Source organism: Maribacter polysaccharolyticus (assembly GCF_028882255.1).
Lineage (GTDB): Bacteria > Bacteroidota > Bacteroidia > Flavobacteriales > Flavobacteriaceae > Maribacter_A > Maribacter_A polysaccharolyticus.
In genome coordinates this window covers 267,052-292,319 of record NZ_JARBUY010000003.1, presented here as the reverse complement: position 1 = coordinate 292,319, position 25,268 = coordinate 267,052, and the positions used below count along the sequence as shown (strand labels likewise).

At 42.1% G+C, this 25,268-nt stretch carries 25 protein-coding genes; 7 read left to right on the top strand and 18 right to left on the bottom strand.

Annotated features, from left to right (window positions below):
- Window positions 1-35 precede the first annotated feature (35 nt).
- The 12 genes from PHU20_RS10885 to PHU20_RS10830 form a co-directional block, all read right to left on the bottom strand.
- Complete coding sequence (locus tag PHU20_RS10885; RefSeq protein WP_274825400.1) at window positions 36-1,175, bottom strand: Gfo/Idh/MocA family protein; 1,140 nt, start codon at window positions 1,173-1,175, stop codon at window positions 36-38.
- 26 nt (window positions 1,176-1,201) lie between these two features.
- Complete coding sequence (locus PHU20_RS10880; RefSeq protein WP_274825399.1) at window positions 1,202-1,645, bottom strand: DinB family protein; 444 nt, start codon at window positions 1,643-1,645, stop codon at window positions 1,202-1,204.
- Window positions 1,646-2,029: 384 nt separating this feature from the next.
- Complete coding sequence (locus tag PHU20_RS10875) at window positions 2,030-4,510, bottom strand: ribonucleoside-diphosphate reductase subunit alpha (RefSeq protein WP_274825398.1); 2,481 nt, start codon at window positions 4,508-4,510, stop codon at window positions 2,030-2,032.
- 137 nt (window positions 4,511-4,647) lie between these two features.
- Complete coding sequence (locus tag PHU20_RS10870) at window positions 4,648-5,634, bottom strand: ribonucleotide-diphosphate reductase subunit beta (protein WP_274825397.1); 987 nt, start codon at window positions 5,632-5,634, stop codon at window positions 4,648-4,650.
- Between the two features lie 350 nt (window positions 5,635-5,984).
- Window positions 5,985-6,236 (bottom strand): hypothetical protein, encoded by a 252-nt coding sequence (locus PHU20_RS10865; RefSeq protein WP_274825396.1) that lies wholly within the window; start codon window positions 6,234-6,236, stop codon window positions 5,985-5,987.
- A gap of 1 nt (window position 6,237) precedes the next feature.
- The gene (locus tag PHU20_RS10860; protein ID WP_274825395.1) at window positions 6,238-6,657 is read right to left on the bottom strand and encodes a hypothetical protein; all 420 of its coding nucleotides are present in this window, start codon (window positions 6,655-6,657) and stop codon (window positions 6,238-6,240) included.
- 28 nt (window positions 6,658-6,685) lie between these two features.
- Window positions 6,686-7,264 carry a hypothetical protein gene (locus tag PHU20_RS10855; RefSeq protein WP_274825394.1) on the bottom strand — a complete coding sequence of 193 codons (579 nt, stop codon included), beginning with the start codon at window positions 7,262-7,264 and terminating at the stop codon, window positions 6,686-6,688.
- Between the two features lie 184 nt (window positions 7,265-7,448).
- Window positions 7,449-8,159: a hypothetical protein gene (locus PHU20_RS10850; protein WP_274825393.1), complete on the bottom strand. Its 711-nt coding sequence runs from the start codon at window positions 8,157-8,159 to the stop codon at window positions 7,449-7,451.
- Window positions 8,156-8,512: a hypothetical protein gene (locus PHU20_RS10845; RefSeq protein WP_188313594.1), complete on the bottom strand. Its 357-nt coding sequence runs from the start codon at window positions 8,510-8,512 to the stop codon at window positions 8,156-8,158. Before PHU20_RS10845 ends, PHU20_RS10850 begins: the two co-directional genes overlap by 4 nt.
- Window positions 8,513-8,722: 210 nt before the next feature.
- A complete protein-coding gene (locus PHU20_RS10840; protein WP_274825392.1) occupies window positions 8,723-12,691 on the bottom strand; it encodes a hybrid sensor histidine kinase/response regulator transcription factor in 3,969 nt (1,322 codons plus the stop codon).
- A 472-nt stretch (window positions 12,692-13,163) separates the two neighbouring features.
- Window positions 13,164-13,712, bottom strand: a complete 549-nt coding sequence (locus tag PHU20_RS10835; RefSeq protein ID WP_274825391.1) for a hypothetical protein — start codon at window positions 13,710-13,712, stop codon at window positions 13,164-13,166.
- Between the two features lie 57 nt (window positions 13,713-13,769).
- Complete coding sequence (locus PHU20_RS10830; protein WP_274825390.1) at window positions 13,770-13,910, bottom strand: hypothetical protein; 141 nt, start codon at window positions 13,908-13,910, stop codon at window positions 13,770-13,772.
- Window positions 13,911-14,238: 328 nt separating this feature from the next.
- On the opposite strand from PHU20_RS10830, the gene PHU20_RS10825 reads away from it, so the two are divergent.
- A complete protein-coding gene (locus tag PHU20_RS10825; protein ID WP_274825389.1) occupies window positions 14,239-14,973 on the top strand; it encodes a LytR/AlgR family response regulator transcription factor in 735 nt (244 codons plus the stop codon).
- An 8-nt stretch (window positions 14,974-14,981) separates the two neighbouring features.
- The gene (locus PHU20_RS10820) at window positions 14,982-16,952 is read left to right on the top strand and encodes a tetratricopeptide repeat protein (RefSeq protein WP_274825388.1); all 1,971 of its coding nucleotides are present in this window, start codon (window positions 14,982-14,984) and stop codon (window positions 16,950-16,952) included.
- Here PHU20_RS10820 and PHU20_RS10815 read toward each other — a convergent pair.
- Window positions 16,942-17,514, bottom strand: a complete 573-nt coding sequence (locus PHU20_RS10815) for a DUF3109 family protein (protein WP_274825387.1) — start codon at window positions 17,512-17,514, stop codon at window positions 16,942-16,944. The two genes, PHU20_RS10820 and PHU20_RS10815, sit on opposite strands and share 11 nt — an antisense overlap.
- A gap of 126 nt (window positions 17,515-17,640) precedes the next feature.
- On the opposite strand from PHU20_RS10815, the gene PHU20_RS10810 reads away from it, so the two are divergent.
- On the top strand, window positions 17,641-18,219 hold the full coding sequence (locus PHU20_RS10810) for a MarC family protein (RefSeq protein WP_274825386.1): 579 nt from the start codon (window positions 17,641-17,643) through the stop codon (window positions 18,217-18,219).
- Between the two features lie 3 nt (window positions 18,220-18,222).
- On the top strand, window positions 18,223-18,426 hold the full coding sequence (locus PHU20_RS10805) for a hypothetical protein (RefSeq protein ID WP_274825385.1): 204 nt from the start codon (window positions 18,223-18,225) through the stop codon (window positions 18,424-18,426).
- On the opposite strand, the gene PHU20_RS10800 is transcribed toward PHU20_RS10805, so the two are convergent.
- The 4 genes from PHU20_RS10800 to PHU20_RS10785 form a co-directional block, all read right to left on the bottom strand.
- Entirely contained in the window at window positions 18,427-20,052 is a 1,626-nt protein-coding gene (locus tag PHU20_RS10800) for a S41 family peptidase (RefSeq protein ID WP_274825384.1), read from the bottom strand. It lies immediately after the preceding gene.
- 14 nt (window positions 20,053-20,066) lie between these two features.
- Window positions 20,067-20,507, bottom strand: coding sequence for a deoxycytidylate deaminase (locus PHU20_RS10795; protein ID WP_274825383.1), 441 nt, complete (start codon window positions 20,505-20,507; stop codon window positions 20,067-20,069).
- An 89-nt stretch (window positions 20,508-20,596) separates the two neighbouring features.
- Window positions 20,597-21,181, bottom strand: coding sequence for a HupE/UreJ family protein (locus PHU20_RS10790; protein WP_274825382.1), 585 nt, complete (start codon window positions 21,179-21,181; stop codon window positions 20,597-20,599).
- Window positions 21,182-21,195: 14 nt separating this feature from the next.
- On the bottom strand, window positions 21,196-21,930 hold the full coding sequence (locus PHU20_RS10785; protein ID WP_274825381.1) for a tellurite resistance TerB family protein: 735 nt from the start codon (window positions 21,928-21,930) through the stop codon (window positions 21,196-21,198).
- A 132-nt stretch (window positions 21,931-22,062) separates the two neighbouring features.
- On the opposite strand from PHU20_RS10785, the gene PHU20_RS10780 reads away from it, so the two are divergent.
- The 3 genes from PHU20_RS10780 (at window position 22,063) to PHU20_RS10770 (ending at window position 23,980) form a co-directional block, all read left to right on the top strand.
- Window positions 22,063-22,473: a BrxA/BrxB family bacilliredoxin gene (locus PHU20_RS10780; protein WP_274825380.1), complete on the top strand. Its 411-nt coding sequence runs from the start codon at window positions 22,063-22,065 to the stop codon at window positions 22,471-22,473.
- A gap of 110 nt (window positions 22,474-22,583) precedes the next feature.
- A complete protein-coding gene (locus PHU20_RS10775) occupies window positions 22,584-23,321 on the top strand; it encodes a lysophospholipid acyltransferase family protein (protein WP_274825379.1) in 738 nt (245 codons plus the stop codon).
- Entirely contained in the window at window positions 23,318-23,980 is a 663-nt protein-coding gene (locus tag PHU20_RS10770; RefSeq protein ID WP_274825378.1) for an HD domain-containing protein, read from the top strand. Before PHU20_RS10775 ends, PHU20_RS10770 begins: the two co-directional genes overlap by 4 nt.
- On the opposite strand, the gene PHU20_RS10765 is transcribed toward PHU20_RS10770, so the two are convergent.
- Entirely contained in the window at window positions 23,981-25,081 is a 1,101-nt protein-coding gene (locus PHU20_RS10765; RefSeq protein ID WP_274825377.1) for a PA0069 family radical SAM protein, read from the bottom strand.
- Between the last annotated feature and the right edge of the window lie 187 nt (window positions 25,082-25,268).

Sequence of the window (25,268 nt, the reverse complement as noted above, 5' to 3'; positions counted from 1 at the left end):
CCCACATTGAAACGCTGCCTTGTTCACAAAACCCTTTAAGGTTCCAGGGCTACCCAGATATTCCCCCCTTTATGGGAAGCCACGGTCGCTTCGATGAAATTCATTCCACGAACCCCGTCCATTATCGCCGGGAACTCCCCATCATTGTATTCCTTTCCTCTGATAGCCCTGGCCACCCCCTTATAAATATTGGCCATGGCATCGAAAATACCTTCCGGGTGACCGGGCGGTAATTTGGTCCCATCCAAAGAAAGCGGAGAATTATAGGCATGGCCGGGCTTGAATATACGTGTGGGTTGCGTATCGGACTTAAGATACAGGAAATTCGGATTTTCCTGTTCCCAACGAAAGGCTGCTTTTTCACCATAAATGCTGATGGCCAAGCCATTTTCCTCCCCTGTGGCTATTTGACTGGCCCGTATCACGCCTTTTACATGGTCTCCCATTCGAAGTAATACCGTACCATCAACATCCATTGGGTTGTCTTTATAGAGATAGTTGAAATCACTTAAAACCGACCGTACCTTCAACCCCGTGGTATATTCCAATAGATTAAACGCATGTACCCCAATATCGCCCATACAGGAACTGATCCCCGCTTTTTCGGGGTCTAACCTCCATACGGTTTCACGTTTCTTTTGATCATGAACAATGGTATTGACCCAGCCTTGATAATAAACGGCATCTATCCGGTGTATCTTTCCCAATACCCCGCCCTTGATCATTTCACGCATTTGGCGTACCATTGGGTAACCCGTATACGTATGGGTCAAGGCAAAAACGCTCCCGGCTTTCTTATTGGCCCTTTGTAGGGTTTTGGCCTGTGCCAAGGTGGTGGTCATCGGTTTTTCACAGATGACATGAAAACCATTCTCCAACAGTTTCAAAGCCATAGGATAATGTAAAAAATTGGGGGTCAAAACGGCACACACTTGAATACGCTCACTTTCGGGTAATTTGCCCTCTGCCTCAACGAATGATTCAAAATCCCTGTAAATACGCCCCAATGGCATATTCAATGCTTTGGCGAATGCGATATTCTTTTCATACTTCGAAGTGAAAACGGCCGCCACCAATTCGTAGTTGTCATTGATCTGCGCGGCCACCCGATGCAAGACCCCGATCAATGAATCCCCGCTTCCTCCCAGAATTCCAAGTCTGATTTTCTTTGGCATGGACTGAATGTGTTATTTAAGCCCTTTTAACGTTTGTAAAATGCATAATCCATATTGATGGGTTCCAAACCATTGGCACGAAAATCCATTGCTATTTGCGCCCTGTGGTGGGTAGAGTGATTAATGATATGAAAAAGCATTTCCTGTATGGAATTGGTAAACAACCTCTCTTGGGTGTTCTCATAATCTATCCGCTTTTCAAAATCATTGGTTTGGGTCACTATATCAAAGGAGTTTCTTTGATTATCATAATGAATATCCTCCCAAGCTGAAATAGGTTGCAACTGCCATACACTATACGCTGCAGGTTTCGATAAAATCCTTGCATTCCATAGATGATGGGCATTGAGGATATGGCTAAAAAGCTCCAAACTCTTATCCGGGACACCATTGGATTTTTTACACGCATCAATCAATTTTTTATTGCAAAAAAAATTGTAATCCAACAAATCATTAAAAAAGACCTTCATTCGATTCTACGTTAGTTAAACATTACGCTTTTACTGGGAGGGAATCTAAATGTAGAAAATTTATTTAAGTTTTACCCTCTTAAATTAAATGCCATTCACGATAAATTGGGGATAGTATGGCCTAATTTGGCCGCAATTCGCGTTCATCGATGAATTTACAATACCCTGTCCCACATCATTCACAGCTACAATACCGACGGATTTTATGCCGGTATATACATAAAAAACACCTATTTGAAGTCTACCTTTCCGCAGCCTGACCCATAGTTGCCAAGAGCTACTTATAACCTTATCCGATCGCATGGGAAACAAAAGACCCTGACGGGGCCGTCAGGGTCTTCTTTTCAATAAACACTATCGCTTGTCGAAAAATTCGACACTTCATTAAGAACCACACATGAGGCAGTCATCATCTGCCTGGCCTTCCTTGGCCCGTGCGATCATTTCTTTCATTTCCTCTGGGGTCATGGGCTGAACGTCGATCTCTTCCTTTTGAGGGACTATAGGGGTTGGTTCTACCTTAAGGCTTTTGGCCGATTCCAAGGCCGTAACAACCGGAACCTCTACCTTACTTTCTACCGGTACCTCTTTCTTTGCACTATTGTCCAATGTAAATTTAATGGCATCCACGGCAGATTTGGTCCTGAGATAATACATTCCCGTTTTCAAACCACTTTTCCAAGCATAAAAATGCATGGAGGTCAATTTGGAATAATTGGCATTCTCCATAAACAGGTTCAAACTTTGGCTTTGGTCAATGAAGTATCCCCTTTGACGGCTCATATCTATGATATCCTTCATACTGAGTTCCCATACGGTCTTGTAGAGATCCCTGATTTCTTGGGGAATGGTCTCGATATGCTGTATGGAACCATTGGCCCTCATAAGTTCTTGTTTCATATTCTCGTTCCACATACCCAGATCAACCAGATCTTCCAACAAATGCTTGTTCACGACGATAAACTCCCCGGAAAGCACCCTTCTGGTGTATATATTGGAGGTATAGGGTTCAAAACATTCGTTGTTGCCTAAAATCTGTGATGTGGATGCCGTTGGCATAGGTGCGACCAATAACGAATTGCGTACGCCGTGCTTTTCCACTTCCTTTCGTAGTTTACCCCAATCCCAACGTCCTGAAAGTTCTTCGTCCTTTATTCCCCATAGATTATGTTGGAATTCGCCCTGTGAAATCGGAGAGCCTTCATAGGAAGAATACGGACCTTCGATTTTAGCGAGTTCAACAGAAGCCGTTACGGCAGCAAAATACAAAGTCTCGAAAATCTCTTGATTTAATTTCTTGGCCCCATCACTGGTAAAAGGCATGCGCAATAGGATAAAGGCATCGGCCAATCCCTGGACCCCCAAACCAACGGGCCTATGTCTCATATTCGAGTTTTCCGCCTCCTTTACCGGATAATAATTCCTATCGATAACCTTGTTCAAATTCTTGGTCACCCTTTTGGTGACGCGAAATAACTCCTTATGGTCGAATGCCCCGTTTTTGACGAACATGGGCAGTGCGATCGATGCCAGGTTACATACCGCTACCTCATCGGGGGAGGTGTACTCCATGATCTCGGTACATAAATTGGATGAACGGATGGTACCCAGGTTCTTTTGGTTGCTCTTTCGGTTCGCGGCATCTTTATACAACATATAGGGTGTACCGGTTTCGATCTGAGACTCCAATATCTTTTCCCAAAGATCCCTTGCCTTAACCGTTTTTCTACCTTTTCCCTCATTTTCATATTGTAAATACAATTTTTCAAATGCTTCGCTATGGTTAGTGAAAAGACCAGGGCATTCGTTGGGGCACATCAAGGTCCATTTTTCGTTGGCCTCTACACGTTTCATGAACAAGTCGGAAATCCACATGGCATAAAACAGGTCCCGAGCCCGCATTTCTTCCTTTCCATGGTTCTTTTTCAATTCAAGGAATTCGAAGATATCGGCATGCCAAGGCTCCATATATACCGCGAAGCTTCCTTTTCGTTTCCCCCCTCCTTGATCTACGTACCTTGCCGTATCGTTGAAAACCCTTAGCATGGGTACGATACCGTTGGAGGTACCATTGGTCCCTGCGATATATGACCCCGTCGCCCGGACATTATGAATGGATAAGCCGATACCTCCGGCCGATTGCGATATTTTCGCCGTTTGTTTCAGGGTGTCATAAATGCCATCGATACTATCATCTTTCATGGATAGAAGAAAACAAGACGACATCTGTGGTTTTGGGGTTCCTGAATTGAAAAGTGTCGGAGTGGCATGCGTAAAATACTTTTTGGACATCAACTCGTAAGTTTCCTTTACGGCATCGAGATCATTCAAGTGGATCCCCACGGAAACACGCATCAACATATGCTGTGGCCGCTCTACGATCTGTCCGTTCAATTTGAGCAAGTACGAACGCTCCAAGGTTTTAAAACCAAAATAATCATATCCGAAATCCCGGTTATAAATAATAATCGAGTCCAAGGTCTCGGCATTGTCCGAAATGACTTTAAAAACCTCATCGGAAATCAGGGGCGCTTTTTTGCCCGTTCTGGGATTTACGTACAGGTATAGGTCCTTCATCGTTTCCGAAAAAGACTTTTTGGTATTTTTATGGAGGTTAGAGACAGAAATACGCGCAGCCAATTTTGCATAGTCAGGGTGCATGGTGGTCATGGTAGCGGCTATTTCGGCAGCAAGATTATCCAATTCCGAGGTGGTAACCCCATCATATAATCCTTCGATAACACGCATGGCCACCTTTAAGGGATCGACCAAATCATTTAGTCCATAACACAATTTCCTGACCCTGGCCGTGATCTTATCGAACATCACCATTTCCTTTCTTCCGTCTCTTTTTATTACATACATTTAGTTAAAGGTGTTTATAGTTAATATTTACTGTTGTACAAATTAATGGTATAAGGTAAAAAGCCAAAGCAATGGTCTAGTAGAACCCCGTACTCCCGTGAAAAACCGATGTTTTCATCGTTACCAATCAAAACAACCTAAAAATCGGCGTCGAAACTGATTTTTTGTGCGTCTTCGTCCTTATCCTTGTTCAAGACCCCGGCTTTTTGGTATTCCGATACCCGCTTCTCAAAGAAATTGGTTTTTCCTTGAAGCGAAATCATATCCATGAAATCAAAAGGATTGGTCGAATTATAAACCTTATCACATTCGAGTTCCACCAATAACCGATCGGTTACGAACTCAAGGTACTGGGTCATCAACTTCGCGTTCATCCCGATCAAACTTACCGGCAAGGACTCGGTAATGAACTCGCGTTCAATGTTCAAGGCATCCACAATGATCTCTTTGATCCGAGTTTTGGGCACTTTGTTAAGGATATGGTTCTTGTGCAAATGCACGGCATAATCACAATGCATACCTTCATCCCTTGAAATCAATTCATTCGAAAAGGTCAATCCGGGCATCAAGCCCCTTTTCTTTAACCAGAAGATAGAACAGAAAGAACCCGAGAAGAATATGCCTTCTACGGCGGCAAAGGCAATCAACCTTTCCGCAAAACTTGGGGATTCAATCCATTTTAAGGCCCAATCGGCCTTCTTTTTTATAGCCGGAAAGTTTTCTATGGCCTTGAACAAGATGTCCTTTTCCTTTTCATCCTTCACATAGGTGTCGATCAGCAAGGAATAGGTTTCGGAATGAATATTTTCCATCATTATTTGAAAGCCATAGAAGAATTTAGCCTCGGAATACTGTACTTCATTCACAAAGTTCTCTGCCAAATTCTCATTTACGATACCATCGGATGCGGCAAAAAAGGCCAAAATGTGTTTGATGAAATACTTTTCATCGGCATTGAGCTTATTGTTCCAATCGGTAAGATCTTGATGAAGATCTATTTCCTCGGCGGTCCATATACAGGCCTCTTGTTTTTTATACCACTCCCATAAATCGGGGTGTTGGATCGGAAAGATTACAAAGCGGTCTTTATTTTCCTGTAAAATGGGCTCAATGGCTTCTGGCATAATTCTGTTTTTTTGTTATGTTAATGGGTTTAAATGATGGCTATCCTTCCGCTGGAACTAACAAAGATGGAAAATTGCAGCCGATATTTTCAGGGTGCTATGGGAATTCTAGCACAAAGTTTTTAACAGAAAATGTTGAAATGTAGGTTCACACGTTATGATCCCTACCTTTTTCAAAAGTTTTGGTTTTTATTGAAAATTTGAATAAAATAATAAACCAAAAAGTACGAATGAGGATACTGTTTGGTTTAATAATAGCATCTAGTGTGCCTAGGGTTATTAGGGTAAGCTTATGTATTTATTTTTATAAAACTCCGTTATACCATGCCTTGCGCCTTAGAATGCTTTCATTAAACGGTCAAGGCGATCACGATTAAATAAATGCCTACGGCCACCATACCAATAAACACCATGGTACTGCCTTTTATTTTTCCGAGTATCATTTTTTCTTCCATTTTCCTGTGTTTTAAAATTTGATCGACCTTAAAAACCCAATTAAAATCCTTAGATAACCAGTTAACCTCAGTAAACTTTTCATCCTCGTACCAAGAATGTTTGTTCTGCTTTCCATGCTTCAAGCGATTAAAATGCGTTCGTTTCATTTTATTGGGTTTCTAGAATTAATTCACCCTTTTTATTGGATATCACTTTGGCGCTCCCCGAACCCAAGCTTAACTGGTCACCAGGGATAAACCGAGTGCTTTGGAGTATCCTATTACTTGATAAATAAGGCTGGTCGGTATACATGATAATAGTGCTACCTATAAGGGGTGTCACATCATTATCATTCAATTCATAACTTCCTCGAAGCAGGCCAATATAGAATAGGCAGTTCGGGTATTTCTCCAAGATCCCGTTTCCTTTCATCTTTTCAAAGGTGTTGAAAAGTGCTAGCTGGCTTATGCCTTCCGATGCACCCTTGACGACCAGTACCACTTTGGTTTCATTGGTGGTCAAGGACTGGGCATGGCCTAAACCCATGCTGACCAATAAAAGCAAAACCAAACCGCTTCTTCTTTTCATAGTTCCTCTATTTCTTGAATCATAGCGGCTAGGTATTAAACCCTTTTAAATCAAGTGCATCTATGAATGCCCAGATTTCTTCCGCTGTTTCGGCGTTCGATTTTACCGACACCCCGTATTGCTCCTCGAGCATAAACTTGATCAGGTATTGCCCTGCCGGTGGGGCCAAATATTTTTCCTTGGCCTTTATACCGTTACGTACCAACGTCTTTTCATAACCATATTGGTTGGAATGGTCGCGCTCAAGCTCGGCGATTCCTAAGTGGTCCCGCATTTCCCGTTTGCCTTTTTCGGTGCTGCCGTCAATAAGCTGAATATCGATCCATTTTTCACCTGTTTCATACCGTGCATTGGCCGAAGACAGTCCTTCCAATTTAAAGGGATCGGTGACAAAGCGTACAAGTGTATAACCCGAAAGGGTTTTGGGCGGTGCCCAGCTTCGCCATGTATCCGCTTCGAGATACACCTCGGAATCTTCTGTGGTATGGCTCGTGGTTTCGCTTTGGTTTTTAGCGACCTTCTTTTCTTTAGTGTCGCCAAAGCCGCAACTACCCAAGTAAAAGAGCATCAGCAACAGGACTAGCAATCTTATATTTGTTATTTTCATGGTTATTTTTTTATTTTAAATCCATTGTCAATCCAGTAAGCTAAATTTGATGGTATTCACATTCTCAAAAACACCACTTAGGTGGGCCAAAGGGAACAACGCCCATCAGAAAGCAAAAGAACAAGAGACATCTTTTCAGAACTGGTGCTTCATACGATTATGGAACTTTTTATTGGTTAAAGATTTAACCCCCACAACCTAATGCCTCCATAGCTTCACCAATGCCTATCACTTTAACGGAGAAATTTATCGGATTGAGTTCATACGCCAATTGCTTAAATGTGCCGCCTATTTCCCATGGATCATGACAATTTTTCAAACAATCCACTTCTTCCATAACCCATATTATCATTTTTGCAAATGCCGTTTTATTACCAGAGCCTTTGTATGAAAATTCCGCGTCATGATGATGTATGCTCACATACTCCTCCATATTTTCAAAGTAATTATTCATAAAATCTTTGGACTTGATGTTGCTTTCTTCCGTCGTAAGATTCATTAATTTCTCATTGCAATAAATAATAGTTTGACCCGCCGTAAGCTGTAATAATTGCATTCCATACAAGTCATATTTCAATTTGCAATTTTCTGTCGATTTAATCTGTTCCTTTAGATTAAGATAACTATGAGACCACAGAATTATCAATGCCATGCATTTTTCAATTGGATCGTCCAGACCATTTAAAATGCCGGCGTTTTCGTCTAACTCTTGGTTCCACCATGCTTCTGCTTCTCGTTCCATTTCATCTGTACTATCATTCGAATTGTCTGTATTATTCTGTTCATTGTGCATCTGAGCAGTCTGTTTTAGGGCATCCAACAGATCTTGGGCTTGGGCCGTTGGGCTGCCTATAAGTAGAAACAGCAATACCATAATTGTTGTTGTTGTTTTCATGATGTTTTCTTTTTACGTGTTTCTTTTGCTTTGCAAAGTTGTATCCCTGTCCATTTCAGGTGCCATTTATACCTTTTCGCCGTTTCGATCTTTAAAGGGTTCAATTCGCCGAAATGGCCATTGTCGTCCGTCCATCTGATGTACACCCTGAACCCGGTGGGCGTGGCATCGTAAATTGCATTTGCCCCATTGGCGCACCAATGATGGCTTTTACCCTCGAGCGACACCAGATAGTGCGGGGTCGCCGTAAAATTCCCTGCGGAGGTATCAACATCCACATAAATGCCGCCCCTGGAACTCTGGTAGTTGACCCAATCATTTGGGGATGTTTTCCCCTGTGCTATATGTAACATATCGGTATTATTTAAGGGTGACTACCAAAGTAACCGACAAGAGCACAATAGCATACCACGTATGTAACCATCAATGCAAGTAATGTAACATTCAGGGCAACATGCTGTTTTTCTGTAGCTTAGGCATTGGATTTTGAGTCCAGTGGGACAAGAAAAAACGAATCGGGTAAGGTACGGGAGCCCCTTGGGGTTTAACGTAAAGCCTACCGTTCACTCGGTCGTCTGAACAAATTCCGCCGGAGTTTTTTTATAGGCTTCCTTAAAACACTTGATAAAATAGGAAGGCGTATTGAAGCCTACGGTATAGGCCACCTCGTTGATGGTGGCGTCCGAGGTCCTTAAAATGTGGACGGCTTGTTTTAACCGTTGCGAACGAATGAACTCCGTAGTGCTCAAACCGGTGTAGGTCTGTAGCTTTCGATGCAACTGCATACGGCTCATGCCCACTAGGGAAGCAAATTTCTTGGCATTGAAGGCAGGATCGGCCAAGCAGTCGTCCAATACCTGTTGCACCTTGTTCAAGAACAGCTCATCGGTAGGGGAAATGGCGATATCCTTGGCTTTTAAGAACACTTCCTGACTGTAGCGGTTTCGCAGGGCCCTTCTGTTGGCGATAAGGTTCTCTACCCGGGTCTGTAGTGGGCGTAGTTTAAAGGGTTTGGTTATAAAATCATCGGCACCGGATTGCAAGCCTAACAGTTCATCTTCTTCCCCAGCGCCTGCGGTAAGGAGTATTATGGGAATATGGCTGGTACGTTCATCGGTCTTGAGGGTATTGCAGAGGGTTATACCGTTGCAGCGGGGCATACGTACATCGGTAATGATCAGATCGGGTACTATTTGAAAGGCCTTTTCAATGCCTTCCTTCCCGTTATTCGCCTCGTACATCTGGTACCTGTGCTTCCAGACAGAGGTAAGAAACTGCCGTACTTCCTTATGGTCTTCGACCACCAAGACCAGGGGTCGTTCGTCAGATCCTTCTTGCTGTATAGCGGACGCTTCAGGTTCATCGACGGGATCGAGAGTGACTGTTGTTTGCGTTTCTACCGTTTCGGCAACCGATGTCAGCAAGTCTTTTTTCTTAAAATCGGCTCGCTCTGTAGGCAGGATGACCTTAAAATGGATGATATCTTCCCCCTCTAGCCCCACGGATATTTCACCCTTGTACAATTGCACCAATTCCTTGACCAGGGCAAGGCCCACCCCGGCCCCCTCGGCATATTCGTCTTTTTGGTAAAAGCGATCGAATATTTGGTTAAAATCGATATCAAGGGTGTCGGCCACCGTATTTTCAACGCCTATATGGGCCTTCCCCTCTTTTTTATGGGCATAAAACCTACAAAATCCGTTTTCCTTCCCATATTTCAGGGCATTGGAAAGCAGGTTGGTCACTATTTTTTCCACGGCATCCTCGTCATACCAGGCATCGTTCAAATCTTCAATATCGATTTCATAGCGCATGTTTTTCGATTCGGCCTTATATTCGAACGAAGTGGCGATCATGCCCAAAAAGAGGCCGAGATTGCCGATGGTGACCTTCAACCTCAACTTACCCTTTTCCAACTTGGCCAGATGCAGCAGTTGGTCTACCAATGCAATGAGCCGATGGGTGTTGCGTTTGATCATCGAGAAGTTGGTGTAATCGGACTCGGACAGCTTACCTTCGGCCAGTTTGGCATCGACAGGGCCTGAAATCAAGGTTAGGGGCGTACGGAATTCATGGGAAATATCGGTGTAGAGTTTCGATTTAAAATCGTTGAGGCGTTTTAGCCGTTGGGCCTCCTCTTCCTTCAACTGTAGGTTCATCTTCATTCGCAATCGCCACTTCAGATAGGTGTAGATACCATAGATGGCAGCCAGCATCAGCAGCCCGTAAACTATTCTTGACCAGGTTGACCAATACCAAGGTTGGGCGATTGTAAAAGCAAAGGAGGTGGGTTGCTCGTTCCAAACCCCATCATAATTGCTCGATTTTACCTGAAAAATATAATCATTGGGAGGTAGCTGTGCATAACGCACCGTATTGATATTCCCCGAATACACCCAATCCTCATCATGGTTCACCAATCGGTATTGGTATTCATTTTTTTCCGGCAAGGAATATTGCAAGCTTGAAAAACTGAAAGAAAGGGTATTCTGATTGTATTTTAATCTCGTTCCGGAAACCATAGGCGTAGATTTTCCCAGTACCCCAAAATCCGTGATCGATGTTTTGGCAACTATCTGATTTTCCCTAATATCCTCTGGTCGGAACCAATAAAAGCCATCCAACCCCCCAAAATACAAGGTGCCGTCCTTACCGCTATGATAGGCCCCGGTATTGAACTCCGTCGCCAGACCATCATAATTGCTATAATTGATTACATTGGGTTGGGAGGTCCTATTCGGGTTGGGGGTAAATTTGGTAATCCCCCTATTGCTACTTAACCAAAGACTGCCTTGGGCATCCGGTAAAATCGCATAGATAACGTTGTTGGCCAATCCGTCTTCCGTTGTGTACCGATAAAATTTTTCCTCCGAAGTATCCAAGGCGTTCAAACCACCTCCATTGGTCCCGATCCACAGCATACCGTTGGGCGAATAATACAATGCCTTAATACTGTTGTTTGTGGAGGAATTACTACCGGAGTCCTGATAAAAGCGTTCAAAAGTATTTAACCTTGGATCGTACCGGGCAATCCCGTCTTCTTCGGTACCGACCCATAGCTTTCCATTGGTGTCTTCAGTGATTACGCGTACATTGTTACTGGGGAGCGAATTATTATCCTTTGGGTCGGTAACCAACTGTCTTACCGCCCCCTTGTTTTTGTCAAATTGAATAAGTCCGTTTTCCCTTGTGCCCAGCCAAATGGTATTATTACGGTCTTTAAAAATGTTCCAAACGGTATGGGCGGAGAGCGGTATTTTTGAGGTCGTATTAAACGGACGAAAATTCCCCATCGTATCCCTTAGGATAAGGCCATCTTCTTGGGTGCCTATCCAAAGATCGCCATCGTCATCGACCAATAAGCTCATGATCCTATTTGAAGTGATCCCATTGCCACTGGCAGTACCGGTAGTAAATGTTTGCCAACTATTATTTCCAGGCTCATAGTGTGTAAGTCCCTTGCCGGAAGTCCCTATCCAGACCGCCCCATTATGGTCGGTAGTGATCGATCGGACTACATCGATATTGATGCCCTCAGGAGTCTGGTTGTTGGTAAAAGAGTTGAATTTTTCCAAGAATTCATCGTAATAACTAATACCGCCCCCATCGGTACCAAACCAAAGTGTGCCTGAATTGTCCTCATAAATACACAAAATGTCATTGTAATGTATGGCCCTTGGGTTGTTCTTATCGGCATTGAAATGTGAGATCGATTTTTTTTCAAAATCCAACAAATACAGTCCCCGGCCATAGGTGGCCACCCATAATCTTTGCTTTTTATCCAGATGGATATCCAATATATTGAGGTTTGCGGGAAGGGGGTCGGTAAATGTAAGATGGGATACCCGTTGCAGTATTCTTTCCGACCCGTTTCTAAAATAAAGTCCGTCCCCGAATGTGGAAATCCATTGTCTTCCCTGACTATCAGTAACCATGTCACTGAAATTCCCAACGATATCCTCACCGTAGTAATCCTTGAATCGTACATGTGAAAAGCTTTGGGATTCTTTATCGAATTCGATAAGCTGCCCATTGGTCGCCATTACAATAGTACCCTTATTATCCGTTGAAATAGTATATATGGGTCCGTTGAACCCGTTCCCTGAAAGCACTTTCTCAGGACTCCCTTTTTTAGGATCAAACTGATATACTCCCTTTGAATAGGTGCCCACCCAATACGTTAGACCCCCATCTTGGAATAGTACACTAACATCCTCAAAGCCGGGGAAAATTTCAAAAATATTTTTTTGGGGATTTAACTTATAAAGTTTCTTATCCAAAGGGATTATCCAAAGACCACCCTCTTTATCGCGATATATTTTACCCAAATGGCTGTAATCGGTTTTTGTGATATCCACGAATTTGAAGGGATGGATGTTGAACTCCCGACCATCATATTTGTTGAGGCCATCTTGGGTGGCTATCCATAAATAGCCCGTACTATCTTGGGCTATGGAAATGGCGCTATTTTGTGAAAGGCCATCTTTGACGGATAATTGTCTGAAAGTTATTTGGTTTTGGGGGGTGACCATTTGTAACCCTATCAAACAAGTGGCCCAAACTAGTATTTTTGTTTTCCCTGTTATGAACCCATTTGTTCCCATATTCCTCTAAAAGACCATTATACACCTATAAGTTAAGATATTTGATTGACTATAACCGGATATTGGTTTTTGGAAATAAAAGAAAAAGCCAGATTATCAAGAATCTGGCTAGTGTTAACAAGTGTAATTTATAAAGATAATGCCAAACTGTACGGCCCCCTGATAAATCAAAATCAAATTATCTACAAATTGTGCTGATCCAGGTAGTTCCCCCGAAACCTATAATCAAGCAACCATTAATCCATCAAAATGGATCAAGGTCAAAATGCAGTTGTCATCAGTTAGGCTGTTGCTAAAACAGATGTATGCAATTAATGCATAACCCCTTTGAGCCGTACGTTTTTATTGGCATTGTATTGTTGTATTTTAAAAGAACTTATAATATAATAAGATAACTAAATCACTCAATGGTTGCGTTTACCGCATGGAAATCACCTTTAACCAAAACTTCCTTCCCCTTCAAGTCCCTGAACACGACGTTCAGATAACCCTTTAATTCGCACTGGTCGATTTCGGTAATTACCAATTTTCCCTTTTCCGTAAACAAGGGCTCTTCTCCAAAGAAGGTAATATCGGCATATCCGAACACGCCTTCATAATTATTCAGAAAGCCGTTGATATGGTCCGGTAATCTATATTCCCCGGTTCGCAAGCCTTGTTGACTGTTCATTTCCTTAATCAAGAACTCCATTCTTTGATCCCCATCACCATTTTCATCCGCAAATTTCAAGGATACCGATGTATAGGGCATTCCCTTCTGGGTATATCCCACTACATTTTCATAGGTTACCTTACCATCCATCAATCGGCCAAAAGCTTCATTGGCCTTGCTTGAGTCTACCCTAACATAATCGTGATTCAAAGTCCATGGCATTGGGTCAATGTCCGCTTTCGAAATGAAAATGAACGGAATAAAGAACCAAAATCCAATATTGAAAAACTTGAACATATAGTGAGTCATATCTTATTTCCAATCAATATCTTTTATCCAAACCTTTGGGCAATCCTATTCGAACCTATGGTTAACCGCCTGTTCCTTATTATTGTGTAAATCAGAACCAAGCGTATCCACATTGTTTTCATCCAATAAAACCGCCACTAACAAAGCGGACACCAAAATGACGAACATTATTATACATCTTTTCATGGGTCGGTTTTTTATTCTTAATCAGGGTTATTGGCCTATGATGTGTGGGAGAACAAAAACAATTTTCATGACCCTAAATTATTCCAAGTGCCATTAGTACTATCGACATAATGTATAAATGGCATTAAAACATGTATAATTGGCGATCGATAATTCCTTCTTTTGCAGTATTGGGTAATTTTGTAGGATTTTACTGTATTAAATTGAATACTACCCTATTTAATCGAATATTGGCCAACCACACTCAAAACACTTCCATATATACAAATTCATTTGATTACTCCAAACTTAATTTTAAATTTGATTACCTTACAATAGATTTTATAATATGCTCGAAGCCATAATAGTAGATGATGAGATCAAAGCCCTCCAAAGTCTTTCTTGGGAGCTTACGAACTTTAGTGATGAAATCAAGGTAATTGCCTCGTTCACGGACCCTTTTGAAGCGTTGGAGTATTTGAACAAAACCACTCCCGACTGTCTCTTTTTGGATATAGAAATGCCCACGATGGATGGTTTTCAGTTCATACAAAAACTAACCAACAAGAATTTTCCTGTGGTAATTACCACGGCCTACAACCAATATGCCATAAAAGCACTTAAAAACGAAGCCATTGATTACCTTTTAAAACCCATTGATACCGATGATCTGAAGGATACCATCCAAAAAATCAAAAAGTTCAATGCCAAAAATTTCTCTTCCGAACGTCTAGAAAAAATACTTCTAAACTTCAACGAGAGTACCTTACATAAAAAAATAACTTTCAATACAGACGGTAAATTGCTATTTTTAGAAAGTAAGGAAATACTTTATGCCGAATCCGATGGTAATTACAGTACCATTTACCTCGTTGATGGCCAAAAGATCCTATTGACCAAAAAGTTAAAGGAAGTGAATGACCTGCTACCGGCCGATTCATTTTTCAGGATCCATAATTCCTATATCATCAATCTGCATAAAATAAAGGAATTTTTAAAAACCGATGGCTATGTGGTCCTTAGTTCGAACCACAAGATTCCGGTCTCCCGGCAAAAAAAATCCGACTTTCTAGATATGATATAAAACCATTAATGCGTATTCAGAACCTTTTTACTAATGATCACAACCCTTACTTTTTGGGCAAATGGAAATTCATTTTCCTCCTAGCCTTCCTATATATCCAAATTGGGCACGCCCAAATCCTACCGGAATCGTTTGAAAAAACCATTGACAGTCTACTAAAATCTGCCCCGAGCACTTATGCCGATATAGATGCCAGTATAAGACCGTTTAAAAAAGACACCGCCTTAATGCGCGCTTTCGCCCAAAAAGCGAGTGATATCAAGTATTACAGTGGGCAGGCATACGCCTTAAACCAATTGGGCCGAAGGTATAGGGACATTTCACAATTTCCACAGGCCCTACGCCTACACCAAGAAGCTTTGGACGTCTCCAAAACCGGCAATAACCTGGAATTCGAAATATTCAGCCTTAATATGCTCAGTGTGGTACATCGAAGGATGGATGCCATAAAATCGGCCCTGGATTATAATCAAGAGGCCTTGACACTGGCAGAATCGGTAATAAACCCTTCCGAAGGAATCAAAAGGAGTATCAATGTATCGTTAAACGGTATTGGCAATATCTACCAAACCCTAGAGCAATATGACCTCGCCATCGATCAATTTCGTAGATCCCTGATCCTCGAAAATGAATTGGGCAATAAGTTGGGACTTGCCATAAATCACCAAAACATAGGGGAATGCTTCGAGTTGCAGGGCAAACTCGAAGAAGCCCTACAAAGCTATAGAACATCATTGGCCTATAATGAAGAGATTAACAGTGATAAAGGCAGGGTCATTTGCAAAAACAGTATTGCCCACGTCTATATTGAACAGAACAAATTGAATCAGGCGGTCGAAATTCTGGAACCTACCTTATTGGCTTCCCTCGAAATAGGTGATCAATACCTTACTTCTGGCATATACATCAATCTCGGTCGGGCCTATCTATTAAAGGACAACCTTAACAAAGCCATTACCAACCTTGAAAAGGGTCTGGGCATCGCTGAAAAACACCTAATACCCTCAAATATTTCACTGGCAAGTATGTACTTATCCGAGATCGCGGAAAAACAAGGCAATTATAAAAAGGCCTTCGCCCATTATAAATTGGCCGTGGAATACGAAGAAAAAACCGTGAACGAACGTAACTTACGGTATGTTGGCGATTTGATCAGCCGTTACAATATTGAAAAGAAAAACAATGAAATAGCGATTATCAATAAAGATTATGAAATCGTAAAATTAAAGCTTCGTAAAAACCAGACCCGATTGTTGATCGGAGGTTTTGCCTTGATTTTGTTATCCGGTATTTTTTACATCCTATACCGTCAATACCAACTTAAAAACGACAAAAAGCTGTTGACCTTGGAGCAATCCATGCTCCGCAGCCAAATGAACCCGCACTTTTTATTCAACTCCCTGAATTCGATAAAGTTATATATAATCAACAATGACAAGAAGAACGCAGTACACTACTTGAACAAATTTTCGAAATTAGTGCGGAAAATACTGGAGGCTTCATCTTTAAAAGAGATTTCCTTGGCCGATGAACTGGAAACCGTTGAGCTCTATATGAACATCGAGAACATCCGTTTTTCAAATGAAATCAACTTCAGCATTAAAATAGATGAGGGTATCGATATCCATACCGTCAAAATCCCATCCTTGATCCTCCAACCTTTTTTAGAAAATGCTTTATGGCATGGTCTATCTTCCAAAGAGGGTGAAAAAAACATTGAACTACGCATCAGTAAAGGAGACCATGATTTTATTGACATCAGTATTGCCGATAATGGGGTGGGTAGGGATGCCGCGGAAGTCATTAAAAAAAGTAAAGTCCTGAAACGAAAATCGGTAGGGATCGAAATTACCAAGGAACGGTTGGCGAATTTTGCGAGGGACTATCAAAATACCTTTGATGTCACCATCATTGACCTGTTCGATGACATGAAAAAAGCGATAGGCACCAAGGTGGTCCTACATTTGCCTACGACTTAGTATACTCGGCAGCGATTTCTTCCAATTCCGCATACCATTCTTCCCCAAACTTGCGTATTAAAGCCTCTTTGACGAATTTGTAAACAGGGACCTTAAGCGACTTTCCAAGTTCACAGGCTGCATCGCATATTTCCCATTTGTGGTAATTGACCGCGGTAAGCTCGGTATACTCCCGGACACGTACCGGGTACATATGGCACGATACCGGTTTTTTCCAGGAAATCACCCCTTGGTTATACGCTTCCTCAATACCGCATTTGGCGGTTTTATCGTCCGCATAAATAACATAGGCACATTCGCTGTTATTGACCAAAGTGGTCTCCCATTCACCGTCTTCCCCTTTGATAAAGGCACCCTGTTCTTCAATAGCCGCGATACCTTCGGGCCTAAGAAACGGTTTTACATCCTTATAAATATCGACCAGGATCTCGGTTTCATGATCCTCTACCGGTGCCCCGGCCGTACCATCGATACAACAAGCCCCTTTACAGGCATTGAGATTGCAAACAAAATCATTCTCGATGATCTCTTCCGACACGATGGTTTTACCCAATTGGAACATACCTTCAAAATTTTGGTCAAAGATAGTATATTACCATTACATTAAATTCCATAATTATTTTTTAAAAGAGCAGCCATATACTAATGTGTTGATGTACATTTGTCCACTTTTTTAAAAACAGTGACAATGGAATTGAAATTAGACTTTAGGGAAATCATGACTTCGGGCATGGTACTTTTTGCAGTAATCGATATTATCGGCAGTATTCCCGTAATAATAGGATTGCGTAAGAAGGTAGGTCATATACAGTCTGAAAAAGCCTCATTGGTAGCCGCCTTGATCATGATCGCTTTTCTTTTTTTGGGCAAGGAAATCCTGACCTTGATCGGTATTGATGTTTATTCCTTCGCCGTTGCCGGTTCCTTTATCATTTTCTTCCTGGCCATCGAAATGATCCTAGGTATCACCTTATACAAAGATGATGAACCTGAAAGTGCCTCCATAGTGCCTATAGCCTTCCCACTGATTGCAGGAGCCGGTACGATGACCTCGTTATTATCGTTACGGGCAGAATATCATGTTGAAAATATCATTGTTGCCATTCTCATAAACATTATATTTGTATATATAGTTCTAAAGTCATCAAAACGTATTGAAAAGATCCTAGGTGCAAATGGAATCAGTATTATCCGAAAGGTATTCGGGGTGATATTGTTGGCCATTGCCGTGAAACTTTTCACTGCCAATATCAATGGATTGTTTTAAAAAATGAACAGAACCCTAACCCTTATACTGCTTGTATTGGCCATTGCCCTCATTGGTTACAACGTAACCCTCGTGGATTATAACAATCCATTCGAGGGAAATAGTGTCATTGCCTTAATAGGGATTTTAGCCGCACTATGTGCCATCGTAATTTTATTGATATTCCTTACTTCCCGGAAAATCCAGAAGAAAGTAGATAAAGACTGATTAATTGGTCGCCTCGATCTTATCGGTCTCGGAACGGTTAACCATGGGTGCATCCAACTCCAATACCTTTTGGAGCATCGCATCTGCCGAACTTTTGATTTTCGCATGGATATTGGCCCCGAACAACTGATCTGCCAAAGCGGCTTTTAGATACAACTTCAATTGCGTTTCATAATCATAGAAATCCAATTTTAGGCCACGGTCTACCGAATAATCCACAAACCTTTCAAAAAGAATATCGTCTACCCGGTATTCATTTATGAATTCCTCTTCGGATATATCCGAGAACCGGCTACGGTCCCCATCGAGGTATTCAAATACAAAAAAGGATAAAAACCCGAGGTTATCCATGCTTTCAACGGCTTCTTCCTCATTGGAGCCTATTGGGACGAAAACATCAGGGATAATTCCCCCTCCGCCATACACCACACGGCCTTTTGGGGTAGTGAACTTTAAGGAGTCGGCCACTTTGATACTATCTACCGAAACCAATTCCCCATTGTGATATCTATCGGTAAACCGTTTGTAATAGTCTTTGTTCCCATTTTTATACGTCCGTTGTATGCTACGACCTGTTGGGGTATAATATCTGGAAACCGTTAAACGTACGGCAGAACCGTCTCCAAGATCCATTTCACGCTGTACAAGGCCTTTTCCGAAAGAACGTCGCCCGACTATGGTCCCCAGATCGTTATCTTGCAACGCACCGGCTATTATTTCACTTGCCGAAGCCGATCGCTCATTGATCAGTACATAAAGGGGTTTATCTTCAAAACTACCTTTATCGGTGGCATATATCTTATCGATCCTACCTTTTTTGTTCTTGGTAAAAAGAATCAACTTTCCATCTGGCAAAAATTCATCGGCCATTTGTTCGGCAATACCCAAATACCCCCCTGGATTATCCCTTAAATCCAACGTAAGCCTTTCGGCACCTTGTTTCCTCAAGGCACTGAGGGCTTTCTTGAACTCCCGATAAGTAGACTCCGCAAAACGGTTTACCTTGATATACCCCATCTTAGGGGTCATCATAAAATAGGCCTCGACACTTTTTATCGGAACCACATCGCGCTTTACATTTACTTTGAAGGTCTTGCCTATACTTTTACGAAAAACGGTAAGCTCAACCAAAGAGCCTTTCTCACCTTTCAATTTTTCCACAATGCTCTCACTGGCCAAATTCTTGCCGAACAAGGTATCGTTATCCGCCATTAAGATACGATCCCCAGGCAAAATACCTTTTAGAAAACTTGGGCCATCGTCTATGGTGCGGATTACCGAAATGGTATCATTATAGGGGTAGAAATTAATGCCGATCCCGACAAAGTCACCTTTCATATTTTCGGAAACCTCTTCCATCTCACGTTCCGGAATATAGACCGAATGTGGGTCTAACTTTTCGAGGATATTGTTCACGGTAACATCCACGATGCTATCGGTATCAATATCATCGACATATTCGTAATCGATATAGTCGATCAATCTATTTAGCTTATCTTTCTTGGAGTTGGTGGTGAACAGTTGTTCGGGCGAATCATTAAAATGTAATTTTCCGCCAAAAAAAACACCTACCGCCAAGGCCGCTGCGATTATCGTGGGTAATATGTAATTATATTTTCCTTTCAAACTAAATGCTTCTTTTAGATTACCGCTTCCTCAATAATGGGCATATGAACCAATTCGACCCCTGCTTTTTCCAAAAATTCCAATCCGGAAGCGTCTTTATAGGCTACATTGTATACCACACGTTTTATGCCAGATTGATGGATCAGCTTACTACATTCCCTACATGGCGAAAGGGTGATATAAAGGGTTGCCCCCTCACAGGACTGTGTTGATGACGCCACTTTGGAAATGGCATTGGCCTCGGCATGAAGCACATACCATTTGGTATATCCTTCATCGTCCTCACAGAAATTTTCAAATCCCGTCGGGGTGCCATTGTAACCATCCGAAATGATCATTCGGTCCTTTACGACTATGGCCCCTACTTGTTTCCGCTTGCAATAAGACAGTTTACCCCATTCCGCTGCCATTCTCAAATAGGCCCTATCGTATTTTTCTTGTTTGGATTTCTTCATAAAGGCTTTATCAACTTTTATATTGCCAATAGTCTAATATACCCGCTTTATAAAAGCCTGGCAAAACTATAGGGTAAAATTAACATACCTTACCAAGGAAACGTTGCAATAAGCATTGGTATTGTGATGAATATAATCAATATTGAGGCGGCAAGGATAAAATAATCACGTTTTAACTTAAAAGCGGACAAGACCAGATAAGTGATCGACAGCACGCTCAATACAATGAGCACCTGCGACAGCTCGATCCCACCTGCAAAACCCAATAAAGGAGTGAGTTTCTCTTCCTCCCCGGCCATGAGCATTTTAAAATAATTACTGAACCCAAAACCATGTATAAGTCCAAAAAAGGTGGTCGCCAAAATATGCAGTGCGATACTTTTTTCGGCGGTATTCGATTTTAGATACACCAGATCGAAGATTGCGGTCAATAAAATGGTCACTGGGATAAGAAACTCGATCAACCCACTGTCGATAACCAAAACCTCATAGACCGATAGCCCTAAGGAAAGACAATGGGCAATGGTGAAAACGGTTGCCAAGATCACTATTTTTTTCCAATTCTTAAAGGTAAACGGCAAGCTTAAAGCCGCCAAGAACAAAATATGATCATAGGCCGAAATGTCCAACACATGATGAAGTCCCAGTTCTATATAAAACCAAAAATTTGCCATTATAAAATGTACTTTTAGATTATTCCCCTTTCTTTTTGAAGTTGATCATAGGCCTTCTGCACCTCTTTGAATTTCTCTTCGGCACCTTTTTTAATCGCCTCATTTTCGGTATTCACCCTATCAGGATGGTATTTTTTTGCCATGGTCCTATAGGCTTTCTTGATCTCTTCATTGGTCGCGTTTTTGTCGATTTCAAGAATTTTATAGGCATCGTCACCAGATTTTATAAACATGGCCATAATACTCTCAAAGTCACGCATGGCCACCCTTAAATACCCGGCTATTTCCCGTATTTTATTCACTTCTGGGGGGCGAATGGCCCCATCTGCCTGGGCAATACCGAACAAGAAATGCAACAACTGCAATCGCACCTCATACCTTGTCCTTTCATTTAAAAAAGAACAAATCCGTGGTGCGGAGATCGCTTGTTTCTTATTGATGTCGTTAAAAGTCCTGAAAATGGCATTGGCTTTGTCCTTGCCATAAGTAGCGACAAAATACTGGCGTACATAATCGAGTTCCCTTTGGTTTACAGAGCCATCCGCTTTGATTACGATGGAACATAGGGAAAGAAGATTCAATTCAAAATCAGCAGGGGAAACCTGCTGCCGTGTCCTATCCTTAAAAACAGTACTAGACCTACCTCCACCGCTTAAACTATCGATAAAACTGCCAAACAAAAATCCTAAAATAGCTCCAGAAAAACCTCGGATGGCAAAACCGATCACGGCTGCTAACCATTTAATCATAGTACACCTTAATTTTTGGCAAAGATATAATTTTAGCGACCAAAACAACTCGTAACGAAAAGTTAAGTAATCGGGTGTACTACGACAAAATGGTTATATTTGACGACTTTATAACTTGATAAAAAACATATTATGTATCCAGCAGAATTGGTAAAACCTATGAGAGATGACTTGGCAAATGCCGGGTTTGAAGAATTGTTTACGGCAGATGCGGTAGAAAGTGCCATTAAAAAAGAAGGCACGACATTGGTCGTTGTGAATTCGGTTTGTGGGTGTGCAGCGGCGAATGCAAGACCTGCGGCCAAGTTAAGTTTAGCGAATGAGAAGAAACCCGATCATTGTGTTACGGTATTTGCCGGTGTTGATACCGAAGCGGTGAATGCGGCCCGTAATCTTATGATTCCTTTCCCTCCCTCATCGCCAAGTATTGCATTGTTCAAGGACGGGGAATTGGTTCATATGGTGGAACGCCACCATATCGAAGGTAGACCGGCAGAACTCATTGCGGAGAATTTGACCGAGGCCTACAACGAATTTTGCTAAGCTTTCTTTACCCCTTATAAATACGGGAAGAAGTACCCTAAACAAAAGATAAATTGTAAAAAGACCCCCCAAGTTTTGAAAACTTGGGGGGTCTCGTTTATTTTTGTCCCATGCAAAAAATCCTAGCCTATCCGCTTACTGCTGTTTATTTCCTGTTTTTTGGGTTGGCCCTTCTGTTGTTCCATCCGATCCAATGGGTCTGTTTTAACTACATTGGTTATAATGCCCACAAAGCCAGTGTAAGCATACTCAATTTATGTTTGTTGCGTTGTACCCATTTCTTGGGGACTACCTATAAATTCAAAAATCCGTATCAACTTCCAACGGATCGCCCTTTGATTATCGTATCGAACCATCAAAGTATGAACGATATTCCACCCATAATCTGGTTTATGCGTAAATATCACCCCAAATTCGTCAGTAAGATCGAATTGGGAAAAGGCATCCCCAGCGTTTCTTACAACCTAAGGCATGGGGGATCGGTATTGATCGACAGGAAGGACAGCAAACAGGCCTTGGTCCAAATTGCCAAATTGGGTAAATATATTGAACAACATAACCGAAGTGCGGTCATCTTTCCTGAAGGTACCCGCAGCCGGACAGGACATCCCAAAAAATTCCAACCGACCGGACTTAAAATTTTAATGAAAAATGCGCCCGCGGCATTGATCGTACCCCTAAGTATAAATAACTCCTGGAAAATGCTTCGATACGGCAAATTCCCTTATGGTCTGGGCAATCACCTTACCTTTGATGTGCAACAACCTATTGAGAACGATGGCGATTTTGATCGCATTTTCGCACTGGTTCAAGAAAGGGTAAAAAACGGTATCCATCCCCCACAATGAAAGAGTCCGAAATTATTGCCAAAACCATAACTTTCGTAAAAGACACCTTAAAGAATGCTGAAGGGGGACACGACTGGTTTCACATTCAACGGGTATATCTAAACGCCAAAGAAATTGCAAAAGACCAGCCCGTAGATCATCTCGTCGTCAGTTTAGGGGCCCTTTTGCACGATATTGCCGATGCTAAATTCCATGATGGCGATGAAACCATAGGACCCAAAGTTGCCCAAGGGTTTTTAGGTTCCATGGACGTCGATGCCAAAACCATCGACCATGTCGTGGAGATCATCAATAACATTTCGTTTAAAAACCGCTTGTCCAATGATGGGAAACCAAAATTCAATTCCAAGGAATTACAGGTTGTCCAAGATGCCGATCGGCTCGATGCTTTAGGGGCGATCGGAATTGCCCGGGCCTTTAATTACGGTGGATTCAAAAATCGGGAATTATACAATCCTGATATACCCCCCAATTTGAATTTATCCAAGGATGAATACAAGAAATCGAAAGCCCCGACCATTAATCATTTCTACGAAAAATTACTATTGCTGAAAGACACCATGAATACCCCAATGGGCGCTCAAATGGCCCAAGAAAGGCACGAATTCATGCTCGCCTACTTAAGGCAATTTTACAAAGAATGGGGCGAAAACCTATAACTACCGACCCCCCGTCCCGTCCATATCCCAAAACAACTCCAATTGTCCGTTTTTATATCGTTCATGTAGCCCTTTGTTCAACGTGGGTAGTTTTTTATCCTTAAAATAGGTGTGTCTAGCCAGGCGCAAAAGCTCATGGATATGCTCGGCTATTTTCCCCTCCCCTTTGCTGCGGACACCAAACCGACTATCATTCAGTGTTCCCCCATGACAAGACTTTATCTGGGCCAACACCTTATCCGCTTTATTCGGTAAGGCCTTATGAATCCAATCCGTAAAAATAGGCCCTATGGCCCCGTTCAAACGCACTATCGTATACCCAAACGATAAGGCTCCATTTTCGGAAACCGCCTTTGCCAAATCCATAATTTCATGGCTGTTGATACCCGGAATGATCGGGGCCAACATGGCGTTTACGGGAATACCGTTTTCGGTTAGGATGCGAACGGTATCCAATCGCTTCTTTATCGTTGTGGTACGTGGCTCCAGAAGCCTACGGGTTTCCTCCAAAAGGGTGGTTATCGATATGTTCACCACGATCAAACCATCTTTGGCCAATGCCTTCAACACCTCCAAATCCCTTAAAACCAAAGCATTCTTGGTTATGATCCCCACAGGATGTCGATACTTTAAAAAAACCTTGAGACACTCCCTGGTCAGTTCAAATTTTTTCTCGGCCGGCTGGTAGCAATCGGTATTTCCGGAGAGCACTATGGTCTCGGCCTTCCACCCTTTACTTTTCAATCGTTCTTCCAAAAGTCCGGGGGCATCTTTCTTGACCAAAATCCGCTGTTCAAAATCGAGTCCAGCACCGTATCCCCAGAATTCGTGGGAGTTTCGGGCATAACAGTAAATACAACCATGTTCACAGCCTTGATACGGGTTTAAGGAATATGACATCCCCACATCCGGACTGGTGATTTTATTGACAATGGTTTTTGGAAATATTGGGATGTAGTCCGTTCTTCCTTGATGGGCCTCCTCTCCCTCAAGACGGCAGAATTCGAGGAAATCATCGCGGTATTCATGCATAAATCGCATAAACTTATTCGGCACATATTGTTGTGCCCCTCTTCCCTTATGATATTCCGAACGCTTCAAATTAGGATTTATTCCAAATTTATGGATTTTTTCCTATTTATATGGCCGTCGACCTGTTAAATGATCTCCGATTAACCGAATTGGAATGATTTTACTGCCCTCGATGGCCTTCCCAACGATTGGCAACACCAAAGAATCCCTCTATGCAAATCGTTATTTTGGTTAATGGTGGAATGAATGGGGTTGG

Bases quoted from the DNA above. Each gene is read 5' to 3' on its own strand.
- PHU20_RS10775 (WP_274825379.1), top strand. From the start codon at position 22,584: ATGCAAAAAATCCTAGCCTATCCGCTTACTGCTGTTTATTTCCTGTTT.
- PHU20_RS10805 (WP_274825385.1), top strand. From the start codon at position 18,223: ATGAACAGAACCCTAACCCTTATACTGCTTGTATTGGCCATTGCCCTC.
- PHU20_RS10770 (WP_274825378.1), top strand. From the start codon at position 23,318: ATGAAAGAGTCCGAAATTATTGCCAAAACCATAACTTTCGTAAAAGAC.
- PHU20_RS10795 (WP_274825383.1), bottom strand. From the start codon at position 20,507: ATGAAGAAATCCAAACAAGAAAAATACGATAGGGCCTATTTGAGAATG.
- PHU20_RS10820 (WP_274825388.1), top strand. From the start codon at position 14,982: ATGCGTATTCAGAACCTTTTTACTAATGATCACAACCCTTACTTTTTG.
- PHU20_RS10875 (WP_274825398.1), bottom strand. From the start codon at position 4,510: ATGTATGTAATAAAAAGAGACGGAAGAAAGGAAATGGTGATGTTCGAT.
- PHU20_RS10785 (WP_274825381.1), bottom strand. From the start codon at position 21,930: ATGATTAAATGGTTAGCAGCCGTGATCGGTTTTGCCATCCGAGGTTTT.
- PHU20_RS10885 (WP_274825400.1), bottom strand. From the start codon at position 1,175: ATGCCAAAGAAAATCAGACTTGGAATTCTGGGAGGAAGCGGGGATTCA.
- PHU20_RS10780 (WP_274825380.1), top strand. From the start codon at position 22,063: ATGTATCCAGCAGAATTGGTAAAACCTATGAGAGATGACTTGGCAAAT.
- PHU20_RS10845 (WP_188313594.1), bottom strand. From the start codon at position 8,512: ATGTTACATATAGCACAGGGGAAAACATCCCCAAATGATTGGGTCAAC.
- PHU20_RS10815 (WP_274825387.1), bottom strand. From the start codon at position 17,514: ATGTTCCAATTGGGTAAAACCATCGTGTCGGAAGAGATCATCGAGAAT.
- PHU20_RS10865 (WP_274825396.1), bottom strand. From the start codon at position 6,236: ATGAAACGAACGCATTTTAATCGCTTGAAGCATGGAAAGCAGAACAAA.
- PHU20_RS10830 (WP_274825390.1), bottom strand. From the start codon at position 13,910: ATGAAAAGATGTATAATAATGTTCGTCATTTTGGTGTCCGCTTTGTTA.
- PHU20_RS10880 (WP_274825399.1), bottom strand. From the start codon at position 1,645: ATGAAGGTCTTTTTTAATGATTTGTTGGATTACAATTTTTTTTGCAAT.
- PHU20_RS10860 (WP_274825395.1), bottom strand. From the start codon at position 6,657: ATGAAAAGAAGAAGCGGTTTGGTTTTGCTTTTATTGGTCAGCATGGGT.
- PHU20_RS10840 (WP_274825392.1), bottom strand. From the start codon at position 12,691: ATGGTCACCCCCCAAAACCAAATAACTTTCAGACAATTATCCGTCAAA.
- PHU20_RS10870 (WP_274825397.1), bottom strand. From the start codon at position 5,634: ATGCCAGAAGCCATTGAGCCCATTTTACAGGAAAATAAAGACCGCTTT.
- PHU20_RS10810 (WP_274825386.1), top strand. From the start codon at position 17,641: ATGGAATTGAAATTAGACTTTAGGGAAATCATGACTTCGGGCATGGTA.
- PHU20_RS10850 (WP_274825393.1), bottom strand. From the start codon at position 8,159: ATGAAAACAACAACAACAATTATGGTATTGCTGTTTCTACTTATAGGC.
- PHU20_RS10825 (WP_274825389.1), top strand. From the start codon at position 14,239: ATGCTCGAAGCCATAATAGTAGATGATGAGATCAAAGCCCTCCAAAGT.
- PHU20_RS10835 (WP_274825391.1), bottom strand. From the start codon at position 13,712: ATGTTCAAGTTTTTCAATATTGGATTTTGGTTCTTTATTCCGTTCATT.
- PHU20_RS10790 (WP_274825382.1), bottom strand. From the start codon at position 21,181: ATGGCAAATTTTTGGTTTTATATAGAACTGGGACTTCATCATGTGTTG.
- PHU20_RS10855 (WP_274825394.1), bottom strand. From the start codon at position 7,264: ATGAAAATAACAAATATAAGATTGCTAGTCCTGTTGCTGATGCTCTTT.